14 protein-coding genes are annotated in these 23,845 nt (G+C 66.0%); 4 read left to right on the forward strand and 10 right to left on the reverse strand.

Annotated elements, in window-relative coordinates; translation table 11 throughout:
• Positions 1–2: 2 nt before the first annotated feature.
• On the forward strand, positions 3–1,694 hold the full coding sequence (locus BSF38_RS25035) for a hypothetical protein (protein WP_145952313.1): 1,692 nt from the start codon (positions 3–5) through the stop codon (positions 1,692–1,694).
• 93 nt (positions 1,695–1,787) lie between these two features.
• On the opposite strand, the gene BSF38_RS25040 is transcribed toward BSF38_RS25035, so the two are convergent.
• Positions 1,788–4,442 (reverse strand): M16 family metallopeptidase, encoded by a 2,655-nt coding sequence (locus BSF38_RS25040; RefSeq protein WP_076349793.1) that lies wholly within the window; start codon positions 4,440–4,442, stop codon positions 1,788–1,790.
• 530 nt (positions 4,443–4,972) lie between these two features.
• Between BSF38_RS25040 and BSF38_RS25045 the strand changes: the two genes are divergently transcribed.
• Together BSF38_RS25045 and BSF38_RS25050 are read left to right on the forward strand one after the other, a co-directional pair.
• On the forward strand, positions 4,973–6,148 hold the full coding sequence (locus BSF38_RS25045) for a PP2C family protein-serine/threonine phosphatase (protein WP_076349794.1): 1,176 nt from the start codon (positions 4,973–4,975) through the stop codon (positions 6,146–6,148).
• 88 nt (positions 6,149–6,236) lie between these two features.
• Positions 6,237–7,418, forward strand: a complete 1,182-nt coding sequence (locus BSF38_RS25050) for a trans-sulfuration enzyme family protein (protein WP_076349795.1) — start codon at positions 6,237–6,239, stop codon at positions 7,416–7,418.
• 124 nt (positions 7,419–7,542) lie between these two features.
• Here the strand turns inward: BSF38_RS25050 and BSF38_RS25055 are convergent, their stop codons facing one another.
• The 3 genes from BSF38_RS25055 to BSF38_RS25065 are packed head-to-tail and all read right to left on the reverse strand — an operon-like array spanning position 7,543 to position 10,152.
• Entirely contained in the window at positions 7,543–8,361 is an 819-nt protein-coding gene (locus BSF38_RS25055; RefSeq protein ID WP_076349796.1) for a PhzF family phenazine biosynthesis protein, read from the reverse strand.
• Positions 8,362–8,401: 40 nt separating this feature from the next.
• Positions 8,402–9,241 (reverse strand): ABC transporter permease subunit, encoded by an 840-nt coding sequence (locus BSF38_RS25060; protein ID WP_076349797.1) that lies wholly within the window; start codon positions 9,239–9,241, stop codon positions 8,402–8,404.
• Positions 9,238–10,152 carry an ABC transporter ATP-binding protein gene (locus tag BSF38_RS25065; protein ID WP_076349798.1) on the reverse strand — a complete coding sequence of 305 codons (915 nt, stop codon included), beginning with the start codon at positions 10,150–10,152 and terminating at the stop codon, positions 9,238–9,240. The genes BSF38_RS25060 and BSF38_RS25065 overlap by 4 nt, the downstream gene beginning before the upstream one ends.
• Positions 10,153–10,640: 488 nt before the next feature.
• On the opposite strand from BSF38_RS25065, the gene BSF38_RS25070 reads away from it, so the two are divergent.
• Positions 10,641–10,865 (forward strand): hypothetical protein, encoded by a 225-nt coding sequence (locus tag BSF38_RS25070; protein ID WP_145952314.1) that lies wholly within the window; start codon positions 10,641–10,643, stop codon positions 10,863–10,865.
• 40 nt (positions 10,866–10,905) lie between these two features.
• On the opposite strand, the gene BSF38_RS25075 is transcribed toward BSF38_RS25070, so the two are convergent.
• The 6 genes from BSF38_RS25075 to pilM all read right to left on the reverse strand — a co-directional run bounded on the left by BSF38_RS25075 (position 10,906) and on the right by pilM (position 23,380).
• Positions 10,906–11,628 (reverse strand): YdjY domain-containing protein, encoded by a 723-nt coding sequence (locus BSF38_RS25075; RefSeq protein WP_076349800.1) that lies wholly within the window; start codon positions 11,626–11,628, stop codon positions 10,906–10,908.
• Positions 11,629–11,819: 191 nt separating this feature from the next.
• Positions 11,820–12,437, reverse strand: coding sequence for a type II secretion system protein GspD (locus tag BSF38_RS32260; protein ID WP_237170943.1), 618 nt, complete (start codon positions 12,435–12,437; stop codon positions 11,820–11,822).
• 13 nt (positions 12,438–12,450) lie between these two features.
• Positions 12,451–16,263, reverse strand: coding sequence for a type II secretory pathway, component PulD (locus BSF38_RS25080; RefSeq protein WP_237170607.1), 3,813 nt, complete (start codon positions 16,261–16,263; stop codon positions 12,451–12,453).
• Positions 16,264–16,715: 452 nt separating this feature from the next.
• On the reverse strand, positions 16,716–18,803 hold the full coding sequence (locus BSF38_RS25085) for a hypothetical protein (protein WP_076349801.1): 2,088 nt from the start codon (positions 18,801–18,803) through the stop codon (positions 16,716–16,718).
• Positions 18,804–18,929: 126 nt separating this feature from the next.
• Positions 18,930–20,717 carry a dihydrolipoyllysine-residue succinyltransferase component of 2-oxoglutarate dehydrogenase complex gene (locus BSF38_RS25090; RefSeq protein WP_076349802.1) on the reverse strand — a complete coding sequence of 596 codons (1,788 nt, stop codon included), beginning with the start codon at positions 20,715–20,717 and terminating at the stop codon, positions 18,930–18,932.
• A gap of 149 nt (positions 20,718–20,866) precedes the next feature.
• Positions 20,867–23,380 (reverse strand): type IV pilus assembly protein PilM, encoded by a 2,514-nt coding sequence (gene pilM, locus BSF38_RS25095; RefSeq protein WP_076349803.1) that lies wholly within the window; start codon positions 23,378–23,380, stop codon positions 20,867–20,869.
• Between the last annotated feature and the right edge of the window lie 465 nt (positions 23,381–23,845).

Raw genomic sequence — 23,845 nt, forward strand, 5'->3', positions numbered from 1 at the left:
CGTTGGGATCGAGAAGTGAAAGAAGAACGAATCCCGACCGACGGTACATCGCTCATTGTAGACGCTCGGACGTCGCAAAGGCCAGCGGCATCGCCGACGACACCGAATTGTTTCCGACACGATGGGTCGACGACGGCCTCGCGAGTCCGCTGGAAACGCATTGCCGAAGTGTTATGCTCAGGGGCTTACATGGCCTGCCTCGATCAAGGTCGAGGTCGCCCCACGCCCCCAGGATGCACCTGTCCCACCGGTTGAGGCCGAAGATGCAAGTCGACGTCGACGCTGACCTCTTGGTCCCGATCATCCGGATGGCCTCGACGCTCGCCTCATTCTCGATTGGCGAGCAGAGCCGGGTCTTCGCTCTCTACCACGACCGCATCCTCATCTTCGACATCAAAGGGAATCAGGCCGTCCCACAAGCGGCCTACGAGCACGGTGGAGCCGAAGCTCTTCGCTCGCTCAAGCCCAGGGGGCGGCGGCTCGATGTCGCGCTGGAGTCGATCTCGCTTGTTACGGCTACTCGATCCGGCCGATTCACCCATCCTCCGACAATCTGCTTCGAAGTCGTCTCGACGGATGAGACGGAACGATTCGAGTTACCCGCCCAGGAGTCACCCCACCTGATTCTTGGCCTGAAGACGCTCCTCGGCGATCGATTCTCTCCGCTCCCCACGACTGGCGAGGAAGGCGAGAACTTCCCGGCCGATGGTGATGCCGACGAGGCCGCGGCACGGACGGCGGGCCGCGACGAGCCTCGAAAGGTCCTTGTCGCGCGCCAGCCCTACCGATCTCAGCGACTCGGAGCGCTCTGCATGGTCGCCGGGTTCGCCTGGATTGCCCTGGGACTCTGGGCGCTGATCCGCTTCTCCGACCCGCTCACGTATTGGCTCCGCCAGGTGACAGGCGTCGACGGCATCCCGTCCCAAGCCGCGGTGGTGAGTTTCTCCTTCTTGATGCTGCCTGGCGCCTTCTTCTATCTCTTCGGTCAGCGGCTACGGCTTCCCGATGCCAGGGAAGCCCTCCTACGCGATCCTCGCGCGCCGATTCTGTATCTCCGTTCGTTCGCGGACGACGGCCTGCCAGGGCCGGACCAGCAGAAACGGCCAGGGGTTCCGGTGACGTCCGTGCAGGCGCTCCTGAGCTTCCTCCGGTTCCTCAGAGGCCGCGACTCGATGACCTGGGAACAGGAATTCGCCCTCTTTTTTCGTACGAAGGGCCCAGTAGTGGCGATCGGCAAGCCTGGTGAGAAGATCACCGTCCCCGGCGCCATGCGGATGTACGTCGACGACGACGACTGGCAGGCCACGGTGCTTCGCCTGATTGACAGCTCCCAGGCCGTGATCCTGCGACTATCGCCCACCGCCGGCGCCTGGTGGGAGTTCCAACAATGCCGGGCGCGACTCGATCCGAAGCGCCTCCTGTTGCTTCTGACCTACGTCGAGGCTTCGCAACAGCGCTACGAGGAGCTTCGAATCCGGATGGAACCTGTCCTCGGCCATCCGCTCCCGCGTTCCACCGGCTCGGCGATGTTCGTCCGATTCGACGACGACTGGACTCCACGCCTCGACACGCTGTCCTTCCGATCAAAATGGCTCTGGGATCTCGACTCGATTCTCGATCTGAAGAACTCGCTCAATAGCTGGAACGAGAGTCTCGAAACAGCGGGCAACCACGCCGGTGACGTCACCACCTGAAGCGGATGTGCCGGCTTCGCCGAGCATCTCACCAAGCCGGTCGACTTCGGCCGGCTCGATGACGACTTCATTGAGAGCGGAGCCGCCGCGCGCTCAATCCTCGACGACCTCGATCTCGGCCCAATCGAGCCGCTTGAGAGGCTCGTGAACCTGGGCCAGGTCGGCGACCACGACGGCCACGAGAGCGCTGGGGTGGATCTGACGGTGCATCGCGGCGATCACGTCGTCGAGCGAGACCGCGGCGATCCGCTCGGGGAAGGTCGCGAGATGATCAGTGGGAAGGCCGTGGATGAACACGCCGGCGTACCGGCTGACGAGGGCCGAGGGGGTCTCGAACTGCCGGGTCTGACCTTCGACGAGCGCGCGGCGGGCGTCGTCGATCTCGGCCTGCGTCGGCGGTCGGCCGGCGACCAGAGCCTGGACCTCGTGATGGACGTCCTCCAGGGCCTCGGCCAGCCGGTCGGACTGGAGCGAGGCGGCGATCGAGAACGGACCTTTCCCAAGGCGGCAGTCGAAGCTGCTCCGCACGCCGTAAGTGAACCCGCGCTCCTCGCGCAGCTTCTCGTTGAGCCGCGACGTGAACTGGCCGCCCAGCACCTGATTCAAGAGCATGAGCCGATCGAAATCGGGGTCGGAGCGGGCGATCCCGACGTGGCCGACGCGAACCACCGCCTGCGGGGCGCCGGGGCGGTTGAGGAGGATGATTCGAGGATGGTCGACGCGCTCGGGATCGGCGATCTCGGGACGATCGACGGCGGCGCCGGTCCAGTCGCCGAGCCTCGCTTCGAGCAACGGCAGGATGGAATCGGCCGTGACGTCCCCCGCGACGATCACCGCGGCGCGGCCGGGCCCCAGAACGCGGCGGTGGAAATCGACGGCCTCCTCGCGCGACAGCTCCGCCACGATCGACTCGACGCCGTCGAGTGGATGGCGGTAGGGGTGGCCCTCGCCGTAAAGGGCCTTGAGAATCGCCCGATAGCACCGTGAGTCGGCGCCGTCGTGCTCGGCCTTCAGGGCCGCCAGCGTCTGCCCTTGCAGCCGTTCCCATTCCGCCGCCGGGAAGGTCGGCTCGCGGAGGACGTCGACGGCCAGGTCGAGCCCCTGGTTCAAGACGGCTTTCAAGCAACGGAGCGACACGAACGCGCCGTCCCATCCACAGCTCGTTGACAGCGACGCGCCCATCTCCTCGGCGGCCAGCGCGATCTCGGCCGCCTGCCGCGACCGCGTCCCCTCGTCCATCATCGCGACGGCGAGCTGCGCGAGACCCGGACGCCGCGACGGCTGAAGGCCGCCGCCGCCGGTCATCGCCACGCTCAGCGAGACCGTCGGTAGATCGTGCTGCGGGAGCACCCAGACCGGGAGGCCGTTTTTAAGGGTGTGCACCTCGGGCTTCGGCGCGCGGAAGGCGGCCGGGGCCTTGCTCGTCGGCGGCGTCTTGCGATCGAGCGCCTTGACCTCGACCGTGGTCTTGCGGCCGACCACCGACAGGCTGACGCTCGGCTTGCCGACCAGGTATTCCGCCGCCGCGGCGCGGATCGCCTCGGGCGTGACGGCCGTGTATCGGTCCAGGTCGGTCGTGATCAGCGAGGGGTCGCCGCGATAGACGTTGTAGGCGTTGAGCCGGTCGGCCACGCCGCCGAAACCGCCGATGTGCTCAAGGGCGAACAGAAAGCCGGCCGACTTCATCGTCACGACCCGCTCCAGCTCCTCGACCGTCACCCCGTTGGCGGCGATCTCGGCGACCTCGTCCAGGAGCACGCCGCGGACGTCGGCGATCGACCACCCGGGGCGGAGGGTCGCAGTGAGCCCGAACGTCCCGGCGAGTTCGCGCCCCGACTGGTAGGCCGAAACGTCCTGGGCCCACTGGCGCTCGATCACCAACTTCTTGTAGAGCCGGCTCGACCGCCCCCGCGCCAGGACGTCGCCCAGCAGGTGCAACGGGGCGTCGTGCTCATGGAACTGGGGGACCGTATGCCAGACGATGTAATGACGGTCGAGTTCGACGCGGTCCTGAAGCGTCAGCTCGCGACTCTCGCCAAGTCCGACCGGGGGCGTCCAGGGCCGAATCGCCTTCGAACCGCCGGGGATCGAGCCGAAGTAGCGCTCGGCCATCGCCGTCATCTCGTCGATCGGAAGATCGCCGACGATCGCCAGGCTGGCGTTGGCCGGCGTGTAGTAGCGCTGGAAGAACGCCGCGACGTCCTCGCGCGAGGCCGAGTCGAGGTCTTCCATTACGCCGATCGTCAGCCAGCTATAAGGGTGCTGGGGCGGGTAGAGGGCCTCGGCCAGGAGCTGCCAGACCATGCCGTAGGGACGGTTGGCGTAGTTCTGGCGGAACTCGTTCTTGACGACCCCTTTTTGAATCTTCAACTTGTTGTCGTCGAGCGCCGGGACGAGATGCGCCATGCGGTCCGATTCCATCGCGAGGACCAGCTCGGCATGGGCCGACGGAACGTCGACGAAGTAATTCGTCCGGTCGCTCGACGTCGATCCGTTGATACTCGCGCCGAGCGGTTGCAGGTGCTTGAAGAAGTCGCCGGGGTAGTGCTCGGACCCCTCGAACATCAGGTGTTCGAACAGGTGCGCATAACCTCGCTGGTTGCGTTCTTCGTTTTTAGAACCAACGTGATACCAGAGATTTATGGCGACGATCGGGAGCCTGGGCTGATGCTTGACGATGACGTCGAGGCCGTTGCCCAGCGTGTGCTTGTGGAACTCGAAGGGCTGCGTCTTGAGGGAATCGATCATCGCGGAGCAACTCGCTTTCGAGAACGGCGAACCGGACGGGTCACAAGCCTTGCGCGACAAAAGTAGTATTGAGCGCGTCGCGTACCAGCTTATACTCTTCAACGATGCCGCGTCAGGCCAGTGGGCGGGTTGCGCTTTGCGAGAGCCTCGGCGGCCGCTCTGTGCGAGGAGCCTGGAGGTCGATGCGCGAGGCGTGGCGAGGCTTCGACGGGATTTAGCGGCGTCGTGCTGTAAGACGCGCGGCTCCGGGTGTACAATGCCGCTTGAGCCGTGGAACGGATCGAAGACCGACGATTCGCACGACGGAGTCGCCCCGAAGTCCCGAACGTCGTAGCTTGGCAGTTGTACGACGCGTGAGATCGGCCGTTCATCCAAGAGTATTCGACGATCGCCGAAGTGCAAGACGCGAAGTCCCGGACCGAGATTTTCGACACGGCGTGCCAGCCTCGACGCGGGGAAGCGAGTCGGTTGTGAAACGCTCATCCGATCGACGACGGATTCACAAGTTCCCTACTAGGTAAGGTCTGGTTGTGAACTGGGACGACATCATCATCGACGCGTCGGCGTCCGACACCGGAATGCGTCGCCAGAACAATCAGGATAGTCATACGACCGTCCGCGCCCCGAATCGCGAGGCCTGGCGGAACCGCGGCCACCTGTTCATGGTGGCCGACGGCATGGGAGCGCACGCCGTCGGCGAGCTGGCCAGCAAGATGGCCTGCGACCTCATCCCGCACAGCTATATGAAGGCCAAGAACGGGACCGCCGTCGAGGCCATCGCCAAGGCGTTCCGCGACGTCAGCGCTCAGATCCACGGGCGGGCCGCCGCCAACCGCGACTTCCAGGGGATGGGCACCACCTGCTCGTCGCTCCTGCTGCTGCCCGAAGGGGCGCTCGTGGCCCACGTCGGCGATTCCCGCGTCTACCGGGTTCGCGACCGCCGCATCGATCAACTCTCGTTCGATCACAGCCTGGTCTGGGAGTTGGTCCGGCGGAACCACCTGACGCCCGAGCAGGCGAACCACTCGATCCCCAAGAACGTCATCACCCGCAGCCTGGGCCCCGAGGTCGACATTGAGGTCGACGTCGAGGGACCGCTGGCCGTCAAGATCGGCGACGTGTTCCTGCTTTGCTCCGACGGCCTTTCCGGACCGGTGACCGACCCCGAGCTGGGCGCGTTCGCGGGGCACTTCCACCCGCGCGACGCCTGCCGCTATCTCATCAGCCTCGCCAACCTCCGCGGCGGCTACGACAACATCACCGTCCTGGTCGTGCGGATCGGCCCCTGGGTCGATCCGGAGAGCGGCGAGACCTCCCATCAAGACCTGGCCGCCAACCACGCCGAACATCAGCACAACCGCAATGGCCGCCCCAAGGTCTCGTGGAAGAATCGGATTCTCGATCGTCTCACGGCGCCCAAGCCCCCCCAGGCGTTGGCTCCCGACGAGGAACATCGCTACCGTTCGTGCGAGAGCGGCATCGACGAGGCCTTGCTCGACGATCTCGCCCAGCTCGTCGACAACGCCCGCGAGACGGCGATCGCCCAGGCGTGGTCGGTCGACTGGACGGAGCTCTCGGTCCACCGCAAGAAAATGACGGAAGCCCGCGCCGCCCGCAACCTCTGGGTGACCCTCCGCGAGCTTGGCGAGCTGATCTCGTTGCTCGGCCAGGCCGGCCGGTTCCATCGCCGGAGCGGCGGGTCGTGAGAATCGCGGCTCAACCGCCGTCGCCGCGCCCGACAGTCATGCCCTGTCACGCCCGCCGTTCTCGTACTGGAAAAGGACGATCGCGACGATGAGCAGCCAAGAACCGGTCGCCGATTCGACGCTCTGCGCCCGGGCGCCCGAAATTCCTCCCTCCGCGAGCGAGCCCGTCGCCCCCAACATCGCGCTCAGCTCGGTCTACCGCGTCAAGAACCTCGACGATATCGACGCCCTCAACGAAGGCCGGCTGAGCGGGTTCTTCTACGCCCGCGACGGCCACCCCAACGCCGTTCAGCTCGGCGACAAGCTGGCGCGGCTCGAACGCGCCGAGGCCGGCGTGGTCTGCGCCTCGGGCATGGCCGCCGTCGCCGCCTCGTTGCTGGCTCTTCTGGATCAGGCCGACCACGTCGCGATCTCCGACGGCCTGTACGGCAAGACCACGACCCTGGCGACCCGCGAGCTGTCGCGGTTCGGCGTCCTTCATGACGCCTTCGACCCCTCGCGACTCGAATCGCTCGAATCGGCGATCACGCCCCGCACTCGCCTGATCGTCGCCGAAACGGTCTCCAACCCGTTGCTCCGCGTCTGCGACGTCGAGCGGGTCGGCGAGGCGGCGCGCAAGGCGGGCGTCCCGTTCCTGATCGATCATACGTTCGCTCCGCTGTTGTGCCGCCCGCTCGAACTCGGCGCGACGATCGTCGTCCACTCGCTGACCAAGCTGATCGGCGGCCACAGCGACGTGACCCTCGGCGCGGCCCTGGGACCGAAGTCGCTGATCGACCGGATCAAGAGCGTCGCCTCGACCTTCGGCCAGACGGGCGGCCCGTTCGACAGTTGGCTGTCGCTCCGGGGCATGGCGACCCTGAGCCTGCGAGTTGAGCGGACCTCCCAGACCGCGCTCGAGCTGGCCCACCGGCTCGAATCCCACGCCAAGGTCCGGCGCGTCTTCTATCTCGGGCTCGCGTCCCACCCCGACGCCGACCTCGCACGGCGGATCTTCGTGCGCGGCTTCGGAGCCATGATCACGTTCGACGTCGGCGGCCGCGACCAGGCCGACCGCCTGATCCGGTCGCTCCGCGAGATCCCCTTCGCCCCCAGCCTCGGCGACGTCCAGACGACCCTCAGCCACCCGTGCAGCACGAGCCACCGAGGGCAAGATCCGGCGGTCCTCGCACGGCTGGGGATCACGCCGGGACTCGTCCGCCTCTCCGTCGGCCTCGAAGACGTCAACGACCTCTGGGACGACCTCGGTCAAGCCCTTCACGCCCTCTGATCGAATCTAGAGCGGTTTGCGTATGTGTTGCACACGTAGGGGCGTCCCTTGTGGGCGCCCGATCGGCGTCGGCAACCGCGGCGGCCTTGGCGACTCGGGCGCCCACAAGGGGCGCCCTACAACTCTACTCGGGATCGCTCAGCAGTTCGCAGCGGAGCACGGTCGTCGCCTGGCCGATCAGCGCGACGCGCGATCCGCTCATGCGCACCTTGATCACGCCCCCCCGGGCCGAGACCTGATGAGCTGTCAGCTCGCTCCGGCCGAGCCGCGACGCCCAGAACGGCCCGGAACAGCAGTGGGCTGAGCCGCACACCGGGTCCTCGTCGACACCCACCCGAGGGGCGAAGAACCGCGAGACGAAATCGAACGCCGGATCGGCCGAGCGGCTGGTGGCGATCACCCCGCGCGCGAGGATTGCTTTCACCTTGCCAAAGTCGGGACGTAAACCGACCACGGCGGCCTCGTCGGGCAACTCGACCAGCAGATCGAACCGGTTGCGACCGGCGAAGAGTACAGGCCCGCCGATCGCCGAGGCGATCCGGTCGAGATCCTGGGGATCGACGATCACGGTCTCGATCGGCTCGGCCGGGAAATCGAGCTCGATCCAGTCGTCGCGCCGGCGGGCGGTCAGGAGGCCGCTCCGGGTCTCGAACTCGGCGATCGAGTCGGCGTCGAGATGACCTTCCCGCCAGAGGACGTGGGCCGCGGCAAGCGTCGCGTGGCCGCAGAGATCGACCTCGACCGCCGGCGTGAACCAGCGAAGCCGATACCGTGGACCGCCGTCGACCCGGTGGAGAAAGGCCGTTTCCGACAGGTTCATCTCGGAGGCGACGCGCTGCATCCAGCCGTCGGACGCCGGCGCGTCCAGGACGCAGACCGCCGCCGGATTGCCCGCGAACGGGCGATTCGTGAAAGAGTCGACCTGAATGATCGTGGTGCTCACGACGCGTGTCCTCCCATGCGGACGGATTCGCCGCGACGACTCAGCCGTTGGCCGGGAGGTCGCGGGTTGCGAAGACGAGGTAGGCCAGACCGATGCACGCCGCGCCGACGCCGCACAGCACGGCGACGTCGAAGGAGAAGAACTCGCGCGTCGTCACGGCGTCGACGGGGTTGTAAAGCTTGAAGATCGACGCTTGATCGACCCAAGGCCGCCAGCTCGCCTCCTTGAACACGGGGATGACCGCGACCACCCGAGCGATGAACCCGGCGAGCGTCAGCATCGAGCCGATCATCGTGGCGCGCCAGCGGACGTGATCAATCGCCGAGAAGAACAGCGTGTAGCCGTAGATCGGCAGCCCAAGCGCCGCGAGATTCAACGCCGGCCTCGACAAGACGCCGATCCCTGGCGGCGAACTCAGCACATTGTAATGGGTGGCGACGACGGCGCCCGCGGCCAAGGACAAGGCGATCAGCAGCAGCCCCACGAGCGACGTGACGATCTGGGACGTCAGGTAGCTCGTCCGCGAGATCGGCCGGGAAAGCACCAGGTCGAGCGTGCCGCGCTCGATCTCCGCGCCCACGGCGCTGGACCCCCGGCCAATGGCCCAGATCGCGATGACCAGGACGATGAACGGATGGTTCCAGGACCCCATCATGATGGCGACCGACGCCGACTCCTCCGTCATCCCCATTTCGCGCATCATGTCGGCGCGGCGGTTCTGACCCGGCGGCGCCGCCAGATCCTTGCGAATCTTGCTCTCGTTGAGCGACGTGACGTACACGAACAGCCATCCCAGCGCGAACAGCGAAGCCACGGAGAACAGCAGGCTCCAGCGAACGTCCCGAAACAACTTGGCGACCAGGGTCAGGAACGGATTCATGAGAGGGCGTCCTCGTTCACAACCACGTCGGGTCCGTGATACTGATTGTACAAGCTGTGAAGATCCTCGGTCCCGATCGCCACGTCCTCGACGTCGACGGTCGCCAGCCAGCGGAGCAGGGGCCCGAGCGGGCCTCGATGCTCCAGGAGCACGGCCGCGCCTTGCGGCTCGCGAACCGTCAGCTCCAGTTCCTCGGGGAACGTCGCGGGCGGATCGCCGGCGAACCGGATCAGGAGCATCCGCAGTCGGCGGCGGGCGTGCATGTCCTCGACGTGCACGAGCCGCCCTAGCCGGAGGATCGCCACCCGATCGCAGACCGCTTCGATCTCCGACAGGACGTGCCCCGAGAAGATGACCGTCTGCCCCTGGCCGCGAGCCTCGCGGATCAGTGTCAGGACGTCGGCGCGGGCCGACGGGTCGAGCGCCGAGGTCGGCTCGTCGAGGATCAGGATGTCGACCGGGTCGGCGAACGCCTGGGCGAGCGCCAGCTTCTGCTTCATGCCGGTCGAATACTTGCGGACGCTCCGCCTGAGATTCAGCTTCATCACCTGCTCGGCGATCGCCACGGCCCGATCGAGCGACTCGTCCTCGCGAAGCCCGCTGAGGTACTTGAGAACCCCGAGCCCGGACATCGACCCCGTCATCCGAAGTTCGCCCGGGAGATACGAAACCAGCCGGCGGACCTGGAGACTCTGCCGCCAGCAGTCGAAACCCACAACTGTCGCCCGGCCTTCCGACGGCCTTAACAGGCCGAGCAAGAGCCGGATCGTCGTCGTCTTGCCCGACCCGTTCGGGCCGAGCAAGCCGAACACTTCGCCCTGGCGAACGTTCAAACTCAGATCACGAAGCGCGAAGAATCCGCCGTAAGCCTTGCTGAGATTCTCCGTGGCGATCAAAGCGGGTGCATCCATGAGGCGTGCTCGGTTCCTGAGTGTGGAAGAAATACGGCCGGACCTCGCCCCGCCCCGATGGATCGGCGGACGATCCGACAGGCTCGTCGTCGAATCGAAAACCAGGCCCATCCTCGGTCGCGCGACCGACGATCTTGAATCGATCCCGAAAAAACCTTGCGGCTCGTTCCCGTCGTCCCGATCAACGCAGGCATGCCTTCATGACAGCAAGGACACGTGCTCTTCTTCCCTTGCCGATAGTCTTATTAGGCGCATACTTAAAGTGGCACCTAAAAAAGCCAAGTGCCGATTCCTCATTGGCAGGGCGGTTCGTCGTTGAGCTGTTCCGCCTGATCTAGACCAGCAATTCGCCCAAGCAGTCTCCGATCACTCACATCGTTCCGAGAATGAAGAGTTCGAACGCGCAGCCATCCATTCCAAACAGCCGAAATTACCCCGCACTGGTCTTCGCGGTCAACGCAAAGCCGCCGATGCAGGAGGAAACCCTCGTGCACAAAATTCACAGCGTCAACGACTCGTCCGCCCCCCGCGCGTTTCTCCACGTCAAGTATCGGCCCATGAAACGGACTCCGCCGGCCGCCGGTTGGCGGATCAACGGCTACGCCGCGCGGCTTGTGATCTGGTCGCCGGAAGAGTGGGAGAAGTTGGAAGTCCGGCCGCTGGACGCCCAGTATCATCCTTTCGGAGTGTGGTGCGCGCTGCGGCTCGAATGAATTCGCGGCGGCGGCGAGGCGTGGGCGGCCCGGTCGACGTTCAGGGCGTCTTCTCGACTTTCGGTTTCGGCGGTCGTGGGCTGAGGATCAACTGGACCTCGGTCCCGAGCGGAGGAAGCTGTGCGGTATTGGCGATGAAGACGCGGCTGGAGTCGTCGGCCGAACTGGCGATCGGCAGGTCGAGGATCGAGCTGCCGAAATTGGCCACGGTGATCAGATCGCCTTCCTCGGCGGCGTAGATCATCTTTTTCGAGACCGGGTCTTCGTAGAGCAAGCTGCCGGCGAACACCCAATCGACGTCCAGCTCCTTCTTGGTCTTCTCGTCCTTCACCCAGTGGCGGGCGTCGACCTCCTGGATCTTGCCGCCGTTCTTCCAGCGGACCGTGATGTCGATCGTCGATCCCGCCGGGGGCTCGAACTTGGGTTTGAATCGGACGGGGTGGCCCGGCTCGGCCCCGGTCAGCAGCAGGCCGGCGTGGATCTGTCTGGGATCGGCGTCGGTCGCCACGATTGCCTCGTGTTCCTTCGTCCCCTTGAGACAGAGGAAGTGCTCGAGCGCGCCTTCACGGAGCACGACCCGGGCGCGGACGATCAGCCGTTTGGGCTTGGACTGGGCGTCGAACCAGAGGCTGCGGCCCGCCGGTTTCCAGTCCGGCGACGGCTCGACGGCGGCGGCGGCGGCGGGTGTGGGGGAACGGCCGTCGTCGGCGGGTTGCTGGGGCAAGAGGGCCAGCAGCGTCACGGGCAGGATCAAGACGTTCATGTGGTTTCTCCCTTTCCGGAGCGACGAGCCCCGCGCGGACGTGCGACGGACGGCCCGGGATTCAGCATGATCCGATTCTCCGTCCGGTTCAAGCCGCCTCGCGGAATCCCAGGGACGAAAAAAAAGAACCGCCGGGGAGGTCGTCCCGGCGGTTCCTGATTGGTTACGACGATCGGTCGGATCGACCGAGATCACATGGCGACCGACGGGATGCCCAGCTTCTCTTCCTCTTCTTCGAGGATGATGATCCGCGGGGTCACCATGAGCATGAGGCTCGAGGTGTTCCGACCGATTCCGACGTTGCGGAACAGGCGGTCGATCCAGGGGGTCTTCGAGAGCACGGGCACGCCGTACTCTTTCCGTTCTTCCTGGAGCAGCTTGACGCCGCCGAGGAGGACGGTGCCGCCGTCGGGGACCGTGACGGTGGTGTTCACCGTGGTGTTGGTGATGTTCGGCAACTGGATCGTGCCGTTGATCGCGGCCGAGGCACCGCCGAGACCGGCTCCACCGACGGCCGCGGGGACCGAGATCGTCGTGAAGTTGTTGATGGTCGTGAAGCTTGGCGTGAGGCTCAAGCGGACGTAGCGGCGGTCGGCGGTGACCACCGGCGTGACCAGGAGGTTGACGCCGTTGTTCAACTGCCCGATCGACGGCACGAACGCCACCGAGCCGGGACCGACGACCGGGAACAAGCTCTGAACGTAGAACTGCTGCTGGCCGTTGACCAGGGTCGCCGCGGCGCCGTTGAACGTGGTCACCTTGGGCGCCTGGAGGATGTTGTTGCGAGTGTCGCCCTGAGCGGCCGTCATGAAGAAGTACACTTCAAGGTCGCTCAGGAACGCCAGGCCCAGCGAGGCGCCGGCGCCGGCCACCGTGTTGAACGGGGCGATCAGGCTGCCCGTCGTGTTCGTGAACGGAACCTGCAAGGTCGGCGAGAAGTTGTAGAGTCCGCCTCCCTGGGTGCCCACGACCATCGGCGACTGTCCGCCGGGGTAGTAGTTGGAGTAGTCGCGGATCGGGTTGATGAGGTAGGCGGGCGAGGAGGTCCCGGTGCCGCCGCCGGTGCTGCCGCCGCCGGTGCTGCCGCCGCCGAGGCCGCCGCTGCTGCCGCCGCCGGAGGCCGCCGCTGCTGCCGCCGCCGAGGCCGCCGCTGCTGCCGCCGCTGCTGCCGCCGCCGAGGCCGCCGGTGCTGCCGCCGCTGCTGCCGCCGCCGAGGCCGCCGGTGCTGCCGCCGGTGCCGCCGGCCGTCGTGCCGCCGGTGCCGCCGGCCGTCGTGCCGCCGGTGGTGCCGCCGGTCTGGCCGGTGATCAGGTTATTGGGGAACGCCCAGGTGCTCTTCTTGCCCACGCTCTTGGAGTTGATGGCGAAGTCGAAGTCGACGCCGATCTGCTCGAAGAACTGGTCGTTCACCGTGATGAACCGAACCTCGATCGACACCTGGAGGTCCTGGAGCCGCCGGAGCTGGCGGAGCAGGTCGGCGATCTGCTCGTGGACTTCCGCCGTGTGGCGGATGATCAGGCTGATGCTCAGGAAGAACGGCGTGATCGAGCCCGGGGGCCGATTGTCGTCGATCCCTCCAGCGCCACCCGCACCGCCGCCGCCGAAGCCGCCGGCCAATCCATAACCCGCGGAGATGTCCTGGCCGGTGCTGTCGGTGATCCGCCAGGTGCCTGGAGCGACCGAGTTGGAGATGAGCTGGATCAGCGGCGTCAGATCCATCTCGGGACGGCCCTCCTTGGTGACGGAGATTCCGTTCGGACCAGCCGTCGATCCCAGCAACGCGGCGGGCGTCCCGGCCGCGACCGCAGCGCTGGCGGCGTCGGGCGTCGGAGTGCTGCCCGGCGTGCTAGCGGCGTTCTTGTTCGTGGGCATAATCAAGTCGCCCACATAGTACGTCTGGGGATAGGTGTTCTGATCCTTCGCCTGCGGGCTTGTGATCAAGAGCACTTCGTCCTCGGGCACGCACGTCAGGCCCAGGGGCCGGAGCATCAGCTTGAGCACGGTCTTGAGCTGAACGTTCGTCAGGTTCAGGCTGACCGGGCTCGACGACGTCAGGCCTTCGTCGCTGAGGGCCTTGGGGTCGATGGTGATGTTCAGCCCCGAGTAGTTGGCGATGAACGTGATCGCCTCGCTCAGCGGCTGCTTGTCGAAATTGACGGAGATCGGCTCGCGAAGCTTGGCCTCGGTCACCAGGACGTGAGGATCCTTCTTGGGCGCCAGCCTGGCGTTCATCTCCAGCCGGTTCTTGGTCAGGTCCTTGAAGTTCTTGGGGAACTTCAAGCCGTTGATCTGGACCTCGGGATCGGCGATCGAAGCGATGTCCACTTCCTGGAAGGCGTGGACGGCACCGTCTTCCTTGGCCGCTTTCGTCTCCACGTCCTGCTTGTAACGGCGTTCGTACTTGGACTTGAAGACGAGCAACGACGCGGCCACCTCGGTCGGATCGACCTCCATGGCCCGCTTGGCGTAGGCTTCGGCCTGCTCGAAATTGCTCTCGGCGTAGGCCGCCTGGGCTTTGTCCATGAACTCCTTGAGACGGGCCTTCTTGGCGTTGTCAGCCTCGAGAATCCGCAGCCGCTTGATCTCGATCTCGGCCCGGGCGGTCTTGTCTTTCATCTTCTCTTCGAAGATGAGCTTGTCCTTCTTCGTCAGCTCGATGGCCACTTCCAGGCGACGGACCATCGGCCGGGCCAGGTTGGCCGAGAGTTCCGAAGCCTTGACGGCCTTCAAGGTCTGGTCGTAGATGGCCAGGGCCTTGTCGGGGTCGGTCTCCTGGAGGCGACGCGCCTCGGCGATCTTGGTGCCGACCTCGGCGTTGAGCTTCTGAGCGGCGAGGGCCTCGGCGTCGTTCGCGTGCTGGAGCCGATCGTTGACCACCGCGCGCCCCTTGGGACCGCCCGGCTCGCCGTCGATCGGCAGGTTCTTGAGCAGCTCCTGGACCTTGGCCTGAAGGCTTTCGTCGAGCACCGAGCCCGCCGACGCGACGTCGGTCAACAGGCTGCGGGCGCGGGAGACTTCACCCTTTCGCATGGCCGCGAGGGCCGACTCGTAGAGGCTCAGCGCCCCCCCTTGCTCGGCCAGACCGATCTGCGCGAGCAGCTCGTCGGCCTTGCCTTCGATGCCGAACTTGCCGGCCTTCGCCTCGCCGGCCAATTGCTTGGCTGCGGGGTAGTTGCCGCTCGTATAAAGGGCTCGGGCTTGCTCAAGCATCTGCTCGCCGCGATTGGCCGGCGCGTCCGCGACCGGCGCGGAGTCGAGCTTCGGCGCGTCGACCGGCGCGAGCGCCGCGGCCGGAGCCGGGGCGGCGTCTGCGGGAGCCAGTTCGAGCGTCGGCGCGGCGGCCTGCGAATCGTTCTTGTCGGCGTCGCCCGGAGCGGCGAGCGCCGGTTCGTCGGCCGAGCTCTTCTCGACGTGAGGGTCGAGGATCGGTTTCGAGGTCGCGACCGCCAGCGTCGGCAGGCCGGACTCTTGCGACCGGAGGCGGTCGACCTCGGCGAACTTGGCGACGGCCTTGGCCTGGTCGCCCTTCTCAAGCAAGGCGTTGGCCTCGCGTTCGACCACGTTGCTGGCGGGCTCGGCGATCTCGGCCGGAGAGCCGGGCGCAGCGCCCTTCGCCTTGGCCCGGTTCATGGCGATGTCGTGGAGCACCGCTTCAGCCCGATCGTCCGTGAGCGAGGGCACGACGTTCATCCGCTGAGCCTGCCGCGCCTTGGCCTCGGCGTCGTCGATCCGGCCGATCTTCATCAACTGCCGCGATTCTTGAACCAGCACGTCGTAGACGCCCTGGCTGGCCTGCTCCTTCGCAGGCGTGTTGCGGATGCCGTCGCGCTTGCGGAGCGCCCGGGCCGCGGCGGCCACCTTGTCGGGGTTGTCCTCGAACATGCCGTAGGACAGGTTCCAGTTCTTGACTTCCAGGGCGATGGCCTCGGCCTGCTCGAACTGGCGATCCGCCAGCGCGGCGCGGGCGTCCTTGAGCTTGGCCTTGGCGGTCTTGTGATCGCCGACCTTGCTCGTCTTGACGTCCGCCCCGGCCTTGGGCTTGGCCTTGACTAGCGCCGCGCGGGCCTTGGCGGGGGTGTCGTCGAAGAGGCCCCACTTGACGTCGATCGCCTCGGCGTCGCTGATCTTCTTCTCAGCGTGGTCGTACTCGCCGAGCAACATCTGCTCGCGAGCCTCATGCAGCAGCCAACGGGCCCGCTGCTTGCCGTCGGAGGTCGACGCCGCGTCGATCGCCGGCTTCGCAACCGGCGTGGCCTCGACGGCCGCCGCCGGCCGAGCCGGCGCGGAGGACGTCGGATCAACCACCGCCGTCGTCGGCTCGGCGGCCGAACCGATCCCTCGGACCTTGCCCAACTCCTTGACGTAGGCGTCGAGCGACGTCCGCTCGTCCTCTTGAAGTTGATCGCGATACATTGCGGCCGCGTCGAGATACTTCGCGGCGAGATCGAATTGGCCGCTGTTGAACAGCCGCGACCCCGCCTCCAAATACTTGATCGGCGGAACGGGCGACGGCTTGCGGGTCGCCGGCGCCTGCGACGGCGAAGCCGCCGCGTCGTCGGGGGACGCACCTTCCGTGGACGCCCCCGTCCCTGCGCCGAGGATCATGATGACAGTGAGCGTTCTGAGCCTTCCCAACGCGACCTCCTTTCGCCGCCAGTGGACGACCGCCGACTTCCCTGAGAGCGGCCTCGTTCGAGTCCTCACGGCGATACACGATTGTGCGATACCTGCGCCCGAACCATTCCGACCGAGCGGAACAGCGCCTTCACCCAGGTGAAAGGTCCTGCGGCGTGTTGTTCGAGGTGTAAGTGATGATGAGCGCCGAGAACGGGAGAAGTTGCGAGGCTGTGTACCCCTTGTCGCACGTCAGGTCAAGGGGAAGTACTCCGCTTTGTCGAAATCTCGACTCCAAACAACCGAATCAACCCTCCCAACCCGCCCAAATACGTTTTTTAAGCCGCCTCAAGCCACACAAAGCCTATCGTGTCTCGGCCCGCTCCGTCCCTCAACAAAAACACCCCCTCATATGAACGAGGGGGTGTCGCGTGTCGTCGAGATCGGCCGAAAGTCGGCGAGGGCGATGCGGGTTAACGACCGCGGCCTCGCGCGCCGCCGCCGCCCATCATTCCGCCCATCATGCTGCCCATCATTCCGCCGTAGCCGCTGCCCATGCCGTTCTCGCGTTCCTTGTTCGACTCTTTGAGTTCTCGTTTGTAATTCGTGTCGATGTCTTTGCGCACCGCGTCGAGGCGGTCGTCGGCCTCGTCGCGGACGATGACGGCGCCGTCGGCTCGCAACAGCAGGGCCGTGGCGGGTCGGGGGAGGCCGCCGCCGGCGAACCCCGTCGGCATGGGCTGCCAGCCGCCGTCGACGTCGAGGACGATCTGGCGGGTGTTGAAATCGATGAGCTTGAGTTTCTTGCCGGTGCCGTCGGAGACGGGGACGTCCCGGCGCAACGGTTCGCCGATGATCTCGCCCGGCGAGGCTTCAAAGTTCTGGGGGACGGTGACGCCGTCCTCGGGGTTGAACCTGATGACCTGGAAGACGACCTTCATGTCCGACTTGGCACCGGCGGGCAGGACGCCCATGGCGTAGGCCGAGACGTCCGAGGGCATGTGCACCTCGTTGGACGGCTCGCTCCACGGGCCGGTCAGTTCCTTGGACTTGTTGTCGTGGCCCGGGGTGACGTCGTCACGCTTGTAATTGGGGTTCACGACGACGATGCGGAGGCGGTAGTGATAGGTGGCGTCGGGCTCGGCCGTGAAGTCGAGGGCCCGGACCATGACCTTCTTCTCTTCCGATTTCCAGAAATCGGTGAGGGAATCCACGCCCGCGACTCCTCCTCCTCCCATTCCCATCCCGCCCATGAAACCGGCTTCACCATCCATCATGCCGCCCATTCCGCCCATCATCGAGCTGCCGCCCATCATGCCGCGGCCACCCCGCCCTCCCATCATCCGGCTCATCATTTCGGCACTGCCTCCTGGGCCGCCACCGGCCGAGCCAGGCCCCTGCATCATACTCCCCATGCTCCCCATCATCCCCATCATTCCCTCGCCGCCGCCGGGGATTGTGGCCGGGGCGACTTCCTTCTTCTCCTTGGGGACAAGGCTGGCGATATGAACCTTCTCCCAGAGGCCGGCCTTGAGGAACGGCAGCGGGTCGTTCAGGTTCTTGGGGCGTACGTCGTCGGGCGTGAGCTCCTCGTCTACCTCGGGCAGGTTGTCGAGGATGTCTAGGTTGCGCTTCGAGGCGACGTCTTCCCACTCGCCCCAGGCACCGTCCGACTGTTGCTCCTGGCGCTGGACGTCGAGCCGCGAATAGTACGGCTGCGCGGTCGACGGATTCTTGAGAGCGTCGCGGTAGTTGGCGAGCATCTGGGCGTGGTCGAGCGTGGCGGTCACGGCGACCCACCGCAGCCCCTTGGTGATCTCCTTGGGGGGCGGCCCCTTGTCCGCGAGCAGCCCGGCCGCTTCCTCGTCCTTGGCGGCGGGCTCGTCCTTGCCGGAGAGCCGCGCCTGCATCAGCTTACGACGGCGGGCTTCGTCTTCCTTGGCTTCCTTCTCCAGTTCAGCCTGGCTCTTGCCGCCCGACCCCTTGCGAGCCGCGCCGCCCATCATGCCCCCCATCATGCCGCCCATCATCGAGCCGCCGCCGCCCGCCGCTCCACGACGCCGACGACGACGCGCGGGCTCGGACTTGGGCGCTTCCTTCTTCTCCGCTTCGAGGATGCGATTCCCCTCGGAGTCCAGCGCGAAGACCAGGGCGCCGCCGCGGCCGGGATACGCATAGACGTTAGCCGGCGCGATCAGCTTCGGGTTGTCGCGGATCAGGCCCGCGCCGGGTTCGGGCGTGACCCACTCGCGCGCCGCCCGGAAATCGTCGGCGACCAGGAGGATCTTAGCCGACTCTTCCGCCTCCTTGGCGAAATTGGAATTCTTGAGCCCCTGGTCGACCAGGATCTTGAGGATCTCCTCAGGATCTTGGCGACGGGAGATGTTGGATTCCGACTGCTCCGCGTACTTCTTGATCTGTTCCGGCTTGATGTCGATGGTCGGGCGTTTGAAGGCCATCCCCAGACAGAGGACGAACACGACCGATGCCAAGGCCACGGCAATCTTGTCGCCGTATCGCAGACCGAAGTCTTTGAGCTTTTCCACTTTGGGGTTGGCCATGCGAGGGCCTCCTGGTTCTAGAGATGACCTCTCCGGGCGAGGAGAGACGGAATATCGAGGAGTCTGGGAACAGCCGCGCGGCCGACTGCGCGCGAAGCGGGATCGACGACGAATCGGGCGGCCGGGCTACGACTTGGGCGCCTCGGCCTTGGCATCAGGCGGCGCGGCTTTGGCATCGGCCGGCGCGGCCTTGGGCGTTTCCGTCTTCGGCGTCTCCGCCTTTGGTGCCACGTCCGGACTCTCGGCCTTCGGCGTTTCCGCCTTGGGAGCTTCCGCCTTCGGCGTCATGACCGGGCTCTCGGCCTTGGGCGTCTCCGTCTTGGGAGCTTCCGCATCGGCGGAGTCAGCCTTGGGGGCTTCAGCCTTGGCGGCTTCGCCCTTGGCCGGTTCGTCTCCCGTCGCCGTGGTCGGGGCGTCGGCGTCTCCCGGCGACGCGGGGGCCTCGATATCGGCGGGCGGCTGGTTGTAGAAGCGGGCCCGCCCGTAGACGGTCAGCTCGAGGATATTGAAATAGGGGTCGAACAGCGACGTTCCCTTGATTGATTCGATCGCCTTCTCGGCCTCCTGGCGTTCCTTGGCTCGGTCGACGCTCCGCTGGTCGGTGCCCTTCTTCTCGGCCACGGCCGCGCCTCCGGCCCCCCCCATCATGCTGCTCATCATGCTGCTCATGCCGCCCATCGAGTCGCCGCCCGGGCCGCCCCGCATGCCGCCGCCGCGAGCCATCATGCTGCTCATCATGCTGCTCATGCCGCCGTAGCCCATCGGGCCGGACCGCATGCCGCCGCGACCCATCATGCTACCCATCATGCCGCCCATCATGCCGCCGCTGTATCCCATGGGAGCGACCCCCTTCTCGGGCTTGACGACCCGGCTCTCCGGGCGTCGCAGCTCGAAGTCCATGACCTCGATCGCCATCGGCGAATTCTCAAGTTCGACCAGCAAATCCTGGACGTGGTCCTGGTCGATGAGGACGGTCATCATGATCGGCAGGATCTTGTACTGGGTGGCTCCCCCTTCCGGGGTCAGGAACATGACGTCCTCGGGCCCCTGTGAGGCACCGGCTCCACGGCCACCCATCCCGCCCCCCATCATGCTGGCCATGGCCATCATGCTGCCGCCGCCCATCCCGCCGGCTGGCACCTCTTCCTCCTCGGGCTCGTTGGGTGCCTTGATGGCCTCGGGCGCCGTGAGTTCGTCCCCCTTGGCGATCGACCGCTGGTCCTGGGCGGAGGCGTTGCCGACCTCCAGAACCTTGATCTCCTTCAAACGGGCCGAGTCCCAGTCGGTGGCGTTGCGATTGACGTTGGCGACGACTTCGAGGACGGTCCGCTGAGCCCAGAGCCGCTCCTGGGACGCCCAGACCTCGCCCAGCTTCGGCGCCTGCTTGTTAAGATCGAAGACCGAGGAACGAAGCAGGACAGCGGAAGGAGGGGAGGCGACGATTCCCTCGCCCGTGTCGTAGTCGAACGGATGGAAGGTCTTGAAGACCTCGTCGACGTATTTCTGGTAGGCCTCGGTGTAGTCGATGATCGCGATCTGCACCGCTCCATCAGCGGCCTCGGTGGGCCACTGGCGGCCCCACTTCTTGAACCGCTCTGCGACCGGCTCGGGCCAGGTCAAGAGCGGGGCCTGGCGGTCATAGAGTTCCTTCCACGCGGTATCGACGTCCTTGGTGAGGACGACGGTCTTCTCCTCGACGATCGGCTTGTAGGCGGGCGTGGGGACGGTCGGCGAGGCATACTGCTGCACCTCCTTGGCCGCGCTGGTGATCTTGGTGGTCTCGTCGGTCGTCTTCTTCTGGATCGGCCCCGACCCCAGGACGTACGCCCCCCCCGCGAACAGGGTCGCGGTGACGACCGAGATCCAGAACCGATATTTGACGACCTGGCGGAGGAATTCCTTGAGTTGATCCATGGTAGTCGGAACCTCGTGCAGAGAAGCCGTGTGAAGGTTGCGTATCCGTTTCGGGCCCAAGCGGACCGTGAGTGCGACGGCGGGTCCGACGGCGGCCGAGGAGGAACGGTTAATCCCCCTCACGGCCGACGTCGTCCTGGAGGCCTCGATCAGGACTTGGGCGCCGCGGGGACGGCCGGGCCCTTGGGAACGGCCGAGGCCTTGGGCGCCGGAACCTTGGCCGCCGGACCGCCGGGCGTGCCGACGGGCGCTCCCGGAGGAGCCGCCTGCGCCGGGGCGGCCGGACCGCTCAGGGCATTGTTGATCGCGTTCTCGATGTCGGCCGTCTTCTTGCTCGACAGCTTCTCGATCTCGTCGTCCTTGGGAACGGTGACGGCTGGGCTGTTCTTCTCGGCCTCGGACATATCCTCGCGGATCTTCTTGACTTTGGCCGTACGCTCTTCGATCTGGGCCTTCTCCTCCTCGGGCGTCGTGGGAGCCGCGCCGGGCTCCTCGGGCTTCCAGAGGAACTGGATCAGGAAGTCGGTCCGGGTGAGCTTGCGAAGCTTCTTCTGGGCTTCGGCGTCCATGGCGCCACCGCCCATGCCCATCCGGCCGCCCATCATCCCGGCCATCATCCCGGCCATCATTTCGCTCTGGCCGCGGCCACCGCCCATGCCCCCCATCATGCCGCCCATCGGGCCGCCCATGCCCCCCTTGCCGCCACCCTTCATGTTGGCCATCATGCTCTCCATCATGCCGCCCATGCCGCCGCCGCCCCCCTCACTGGATTCGGGAGGCGCGGCGCGGTCGAGCAGCGGGACGGTCTTGCTGGCCAGGTTGTTGGTGGCGCTCCCCTTCTCGCTGGTCCAGTTGCGGTCGCTGGTCTGCCAGGCGAGCGCGACGTGGCTGACCCCGTAGAGTCGCAGCGACGGATAGTTGAGCTTGCTCATGACCTTGCGCGTGAGGAACTCGAAGGGGCCGAATTCCATCCGCTTGGGGTCGTCGGGCTTCAGTTTCTGCTGTTCGGCCGACGGGTAAGGGTTGTAGTGGTGACCGACGATCTGGATGATCCAGCCCTCGCCGGTGGGGGGATTGGCCACGTCGTAGGGGTGCATCAGCCGCTTGAACGGGGGATCAAGCGTATCGAACCACTCGGTGGCCACGTCGGTCCGCCAGACCGGCTTGATGACGTCGATGTGGACCGTGAGCTTCTCGATCGCGTACTCGTCGGCCGGATCGTTGGCCTTCAAGCCGTATTCCCGGGTCGGATCGGGGAAGTACGAGCTGATCATCCGGAGGAACTGGGGCCACATCCCCCGGTTGGTGGGGTCGATGATGAGCGACTTGCCCTCCTCGTACTTGGCCTTGAAGGCACCCTGGGCGGTGGTAAGGCCGGACTTGATCTCGGCCCCGCGCTTGGAGACGCTGGTCGCCTGGTCGACGGCCTCCTTGAACTGGTGGGTCGACACCTTGGCAAAGGCCCGGTAGTCCCCCAGGACGAATAGCGAGCTGAGCCCGAGCATGATCAGGGCCGACGCGGCCAGCGCCCAGGGCTTCTTGGCACGGATCATCCGGATGCGCTCGATCTCCGGAGGGAGCAGGTTGGTGCTGAGGCCGCCGCGAGCCACCCCCTGAACACCCAGGCCGTAGGCGACGGCGAACGACGCCAGATTGTCCTGGAACTGCGGGGCCCCCTTGACCTCCTCGCCTTCGAGCCGGACGAAATCGTCGAGCTTCTCGACCTCCTGGCTGAGGTTCTGCTGGAGGAACTTCTGGAGGCCGGGGAGCTTGAAGCCGTTTCCCAGGCCGACGACCTTGCGGATCTTCGACGACCGGTTGATGCTCGAATAGAACCCGATCGAGCGGTTGACCTCGCTCGTGAAGTCGTTGAACACGCCCCGCATGGCCGTGAAGATGGCCCGGGGGTCGGGCGCCTTGGTGGCGTTCCGCTTCAGGTGCTCGGCCTTGGCGAAGGTGAGCTTCAGCTCCTTGGTCAGGGCGCGGGTGAAGTGGTTGCCGCCGATCGGCACGTTGCGCTGCCAGATCCGGGTGCCGTCGGTGATGATCAGGTCGGTGTTGTCGGCCCCGATGTCGATGAGGACCACCGAGTCCTTCGACCCACTCCCCTTGATCTGGTCGTAGGCGATGAAGTTGTAGAGCGCGATCGGGGCCATCTGGACGATGTCGACCTCGATGCCGGCGACCGCGAGGGGCAGAATGGCCCGGTTGATCTGGTCGCGCTTCATGGCGAACAGGCCGACCTCGGCCATCATGAACTCGTCGTCGCCCGTCTCGTCGTCGTCGTCGCCGATCTGCTGATAGGCCCAGACGACCTCGTCAAGCGCGAACGGGATCTGCTGCTTGGCCTCGAACTTGACGATGTCGGGAATCCGCTTCTTCTCAACCGGCGGCAGCTTGATGAACTTGACCAACCCCGCCTGGCCGGGGACCGCGATGGCCACCTTGCACCCCTTGAGGTCGTTGCGGTCGGTGAACGTCGCCAGCGCCTCGCGAACCAACTCCTCGGAGTCGGCGTCGGGCTGGCTGAGGATTTTGGGATACTCGATATAGTCGAACGCCTCGGCCACGACCTGTTCGGGAGTCGGCCCCGGAACCAATTTGAGCGCCTTGAGCGCGGCCTGACCGATGTCGATCGCCCAGACGGCCTGGATCTTCGCCATGCGGTGAAACTCCTCTTGAGTCAAAAGGGGCCGGCGGCCCACGAGCCGGGGGCGTTCGCCGTATCAATAATGTGAGTCGAGATTTCGGATCGAAAAGCGGACCATCGACGCGCCACGGCCCGACGCCGCGAACGGCGAAAACCAGCGGGGCGACGTTGATACCGAAGTCGATTCGAGCGAACGATTGGAACTTGAAAGGCCGAAACCCGGCCTGAACCTCGGGCGCTCAGGGGGCCTCGATCGCGATTCCACTAACTTGGATGCGGCGCAAGTGCGAAAAGTTCCGGCGGGTTCCGCCGATTCGGCCTCGATCGGGAATGTCGAGCCGGCTTGACCGACCCAGACCTCCCGATCGGAACCACCCTCGCCTACTGGTCAGTCTACCACACCCAGGTCACGGCGGATCGACTTCGGAATCAAGGTTCCAAAGTCCATCATCTTGAACGGATTCTGTCAACGACCTGG

It is taken from the genome of Paludisphaera borealis (assembly GCF_001956985.1).
GTDB classification, from domain to species: domain Bacteria; phylum Planctomycetota; class Planctomycetia; order Isosphaerales; family Isosphaeraceae; genus Paludisphaera; species Paludisphaera borealis.

Coding starts and splice junctions, on each gene's coding strand:
- BSF38_RS32260 (WP_237170943.1), bottom strand. CDS start 12,437: ATGACGGCCGCTCAGGGCGACACTCGCAACAACATCCTCCAGGCGCCC.
- BSF38_RS25085 (WP_076349801.1), bottom strand. CDS start 18,803: ATGGCCAACCCCAAAGTGGAAAAGCTCAAAGACTTCGGTCTGCGATAC.
- BSF38_RS25065 (WP_076349798.1), bottom strand. CDS start 10,152: ATGGATGCACCCGCTTTGATCGCCACGGAGAATCTCAGCAAGGCTTAC.
- BSF38_RS25075 (WP_076349800.1), bottom strand. CDS start 11,628: ATGAACGTCTTGATCCTGCCCGTGACGCTGCTGGCCCTCTTGCCCCAG.
- BSF38_RS25040 (WP_076349793.1), bottom strand. CDS start 4,442: ATGATCGATTCCCTCAAGACGCAGCCCTTCGAGTTCCACAAGCACACG.
- BSF38_RS25050 (WP_076349795.1), top strand. CDS start 6,237: ATGAGCAGCCAAGAACCGGTCGCCGATTCGACGCTCTGCGCCCGGGCG.
- pilM (WP_076349803.1), bottom strand. CDS start 23,380: ATGGCGAAGATCCAGGCCGTCTGGGCGATCGACATCGGTCAGGCCGCG.
- BSF38_RS25090 (WP_076349802.1), bottom strand. CDS start 20,717: ATGGATCAACTCAAGGAATTCCTCCGCCAGGTCGTCAAATATCGGTTC.
- BSF38_RS25060 (WP_076349797.1), bottom strand. CDS start 9,241: ATGAATCCGTTCCTGACCCTGGTCGCCAAGTTGTTTCGGGACGTTCGC.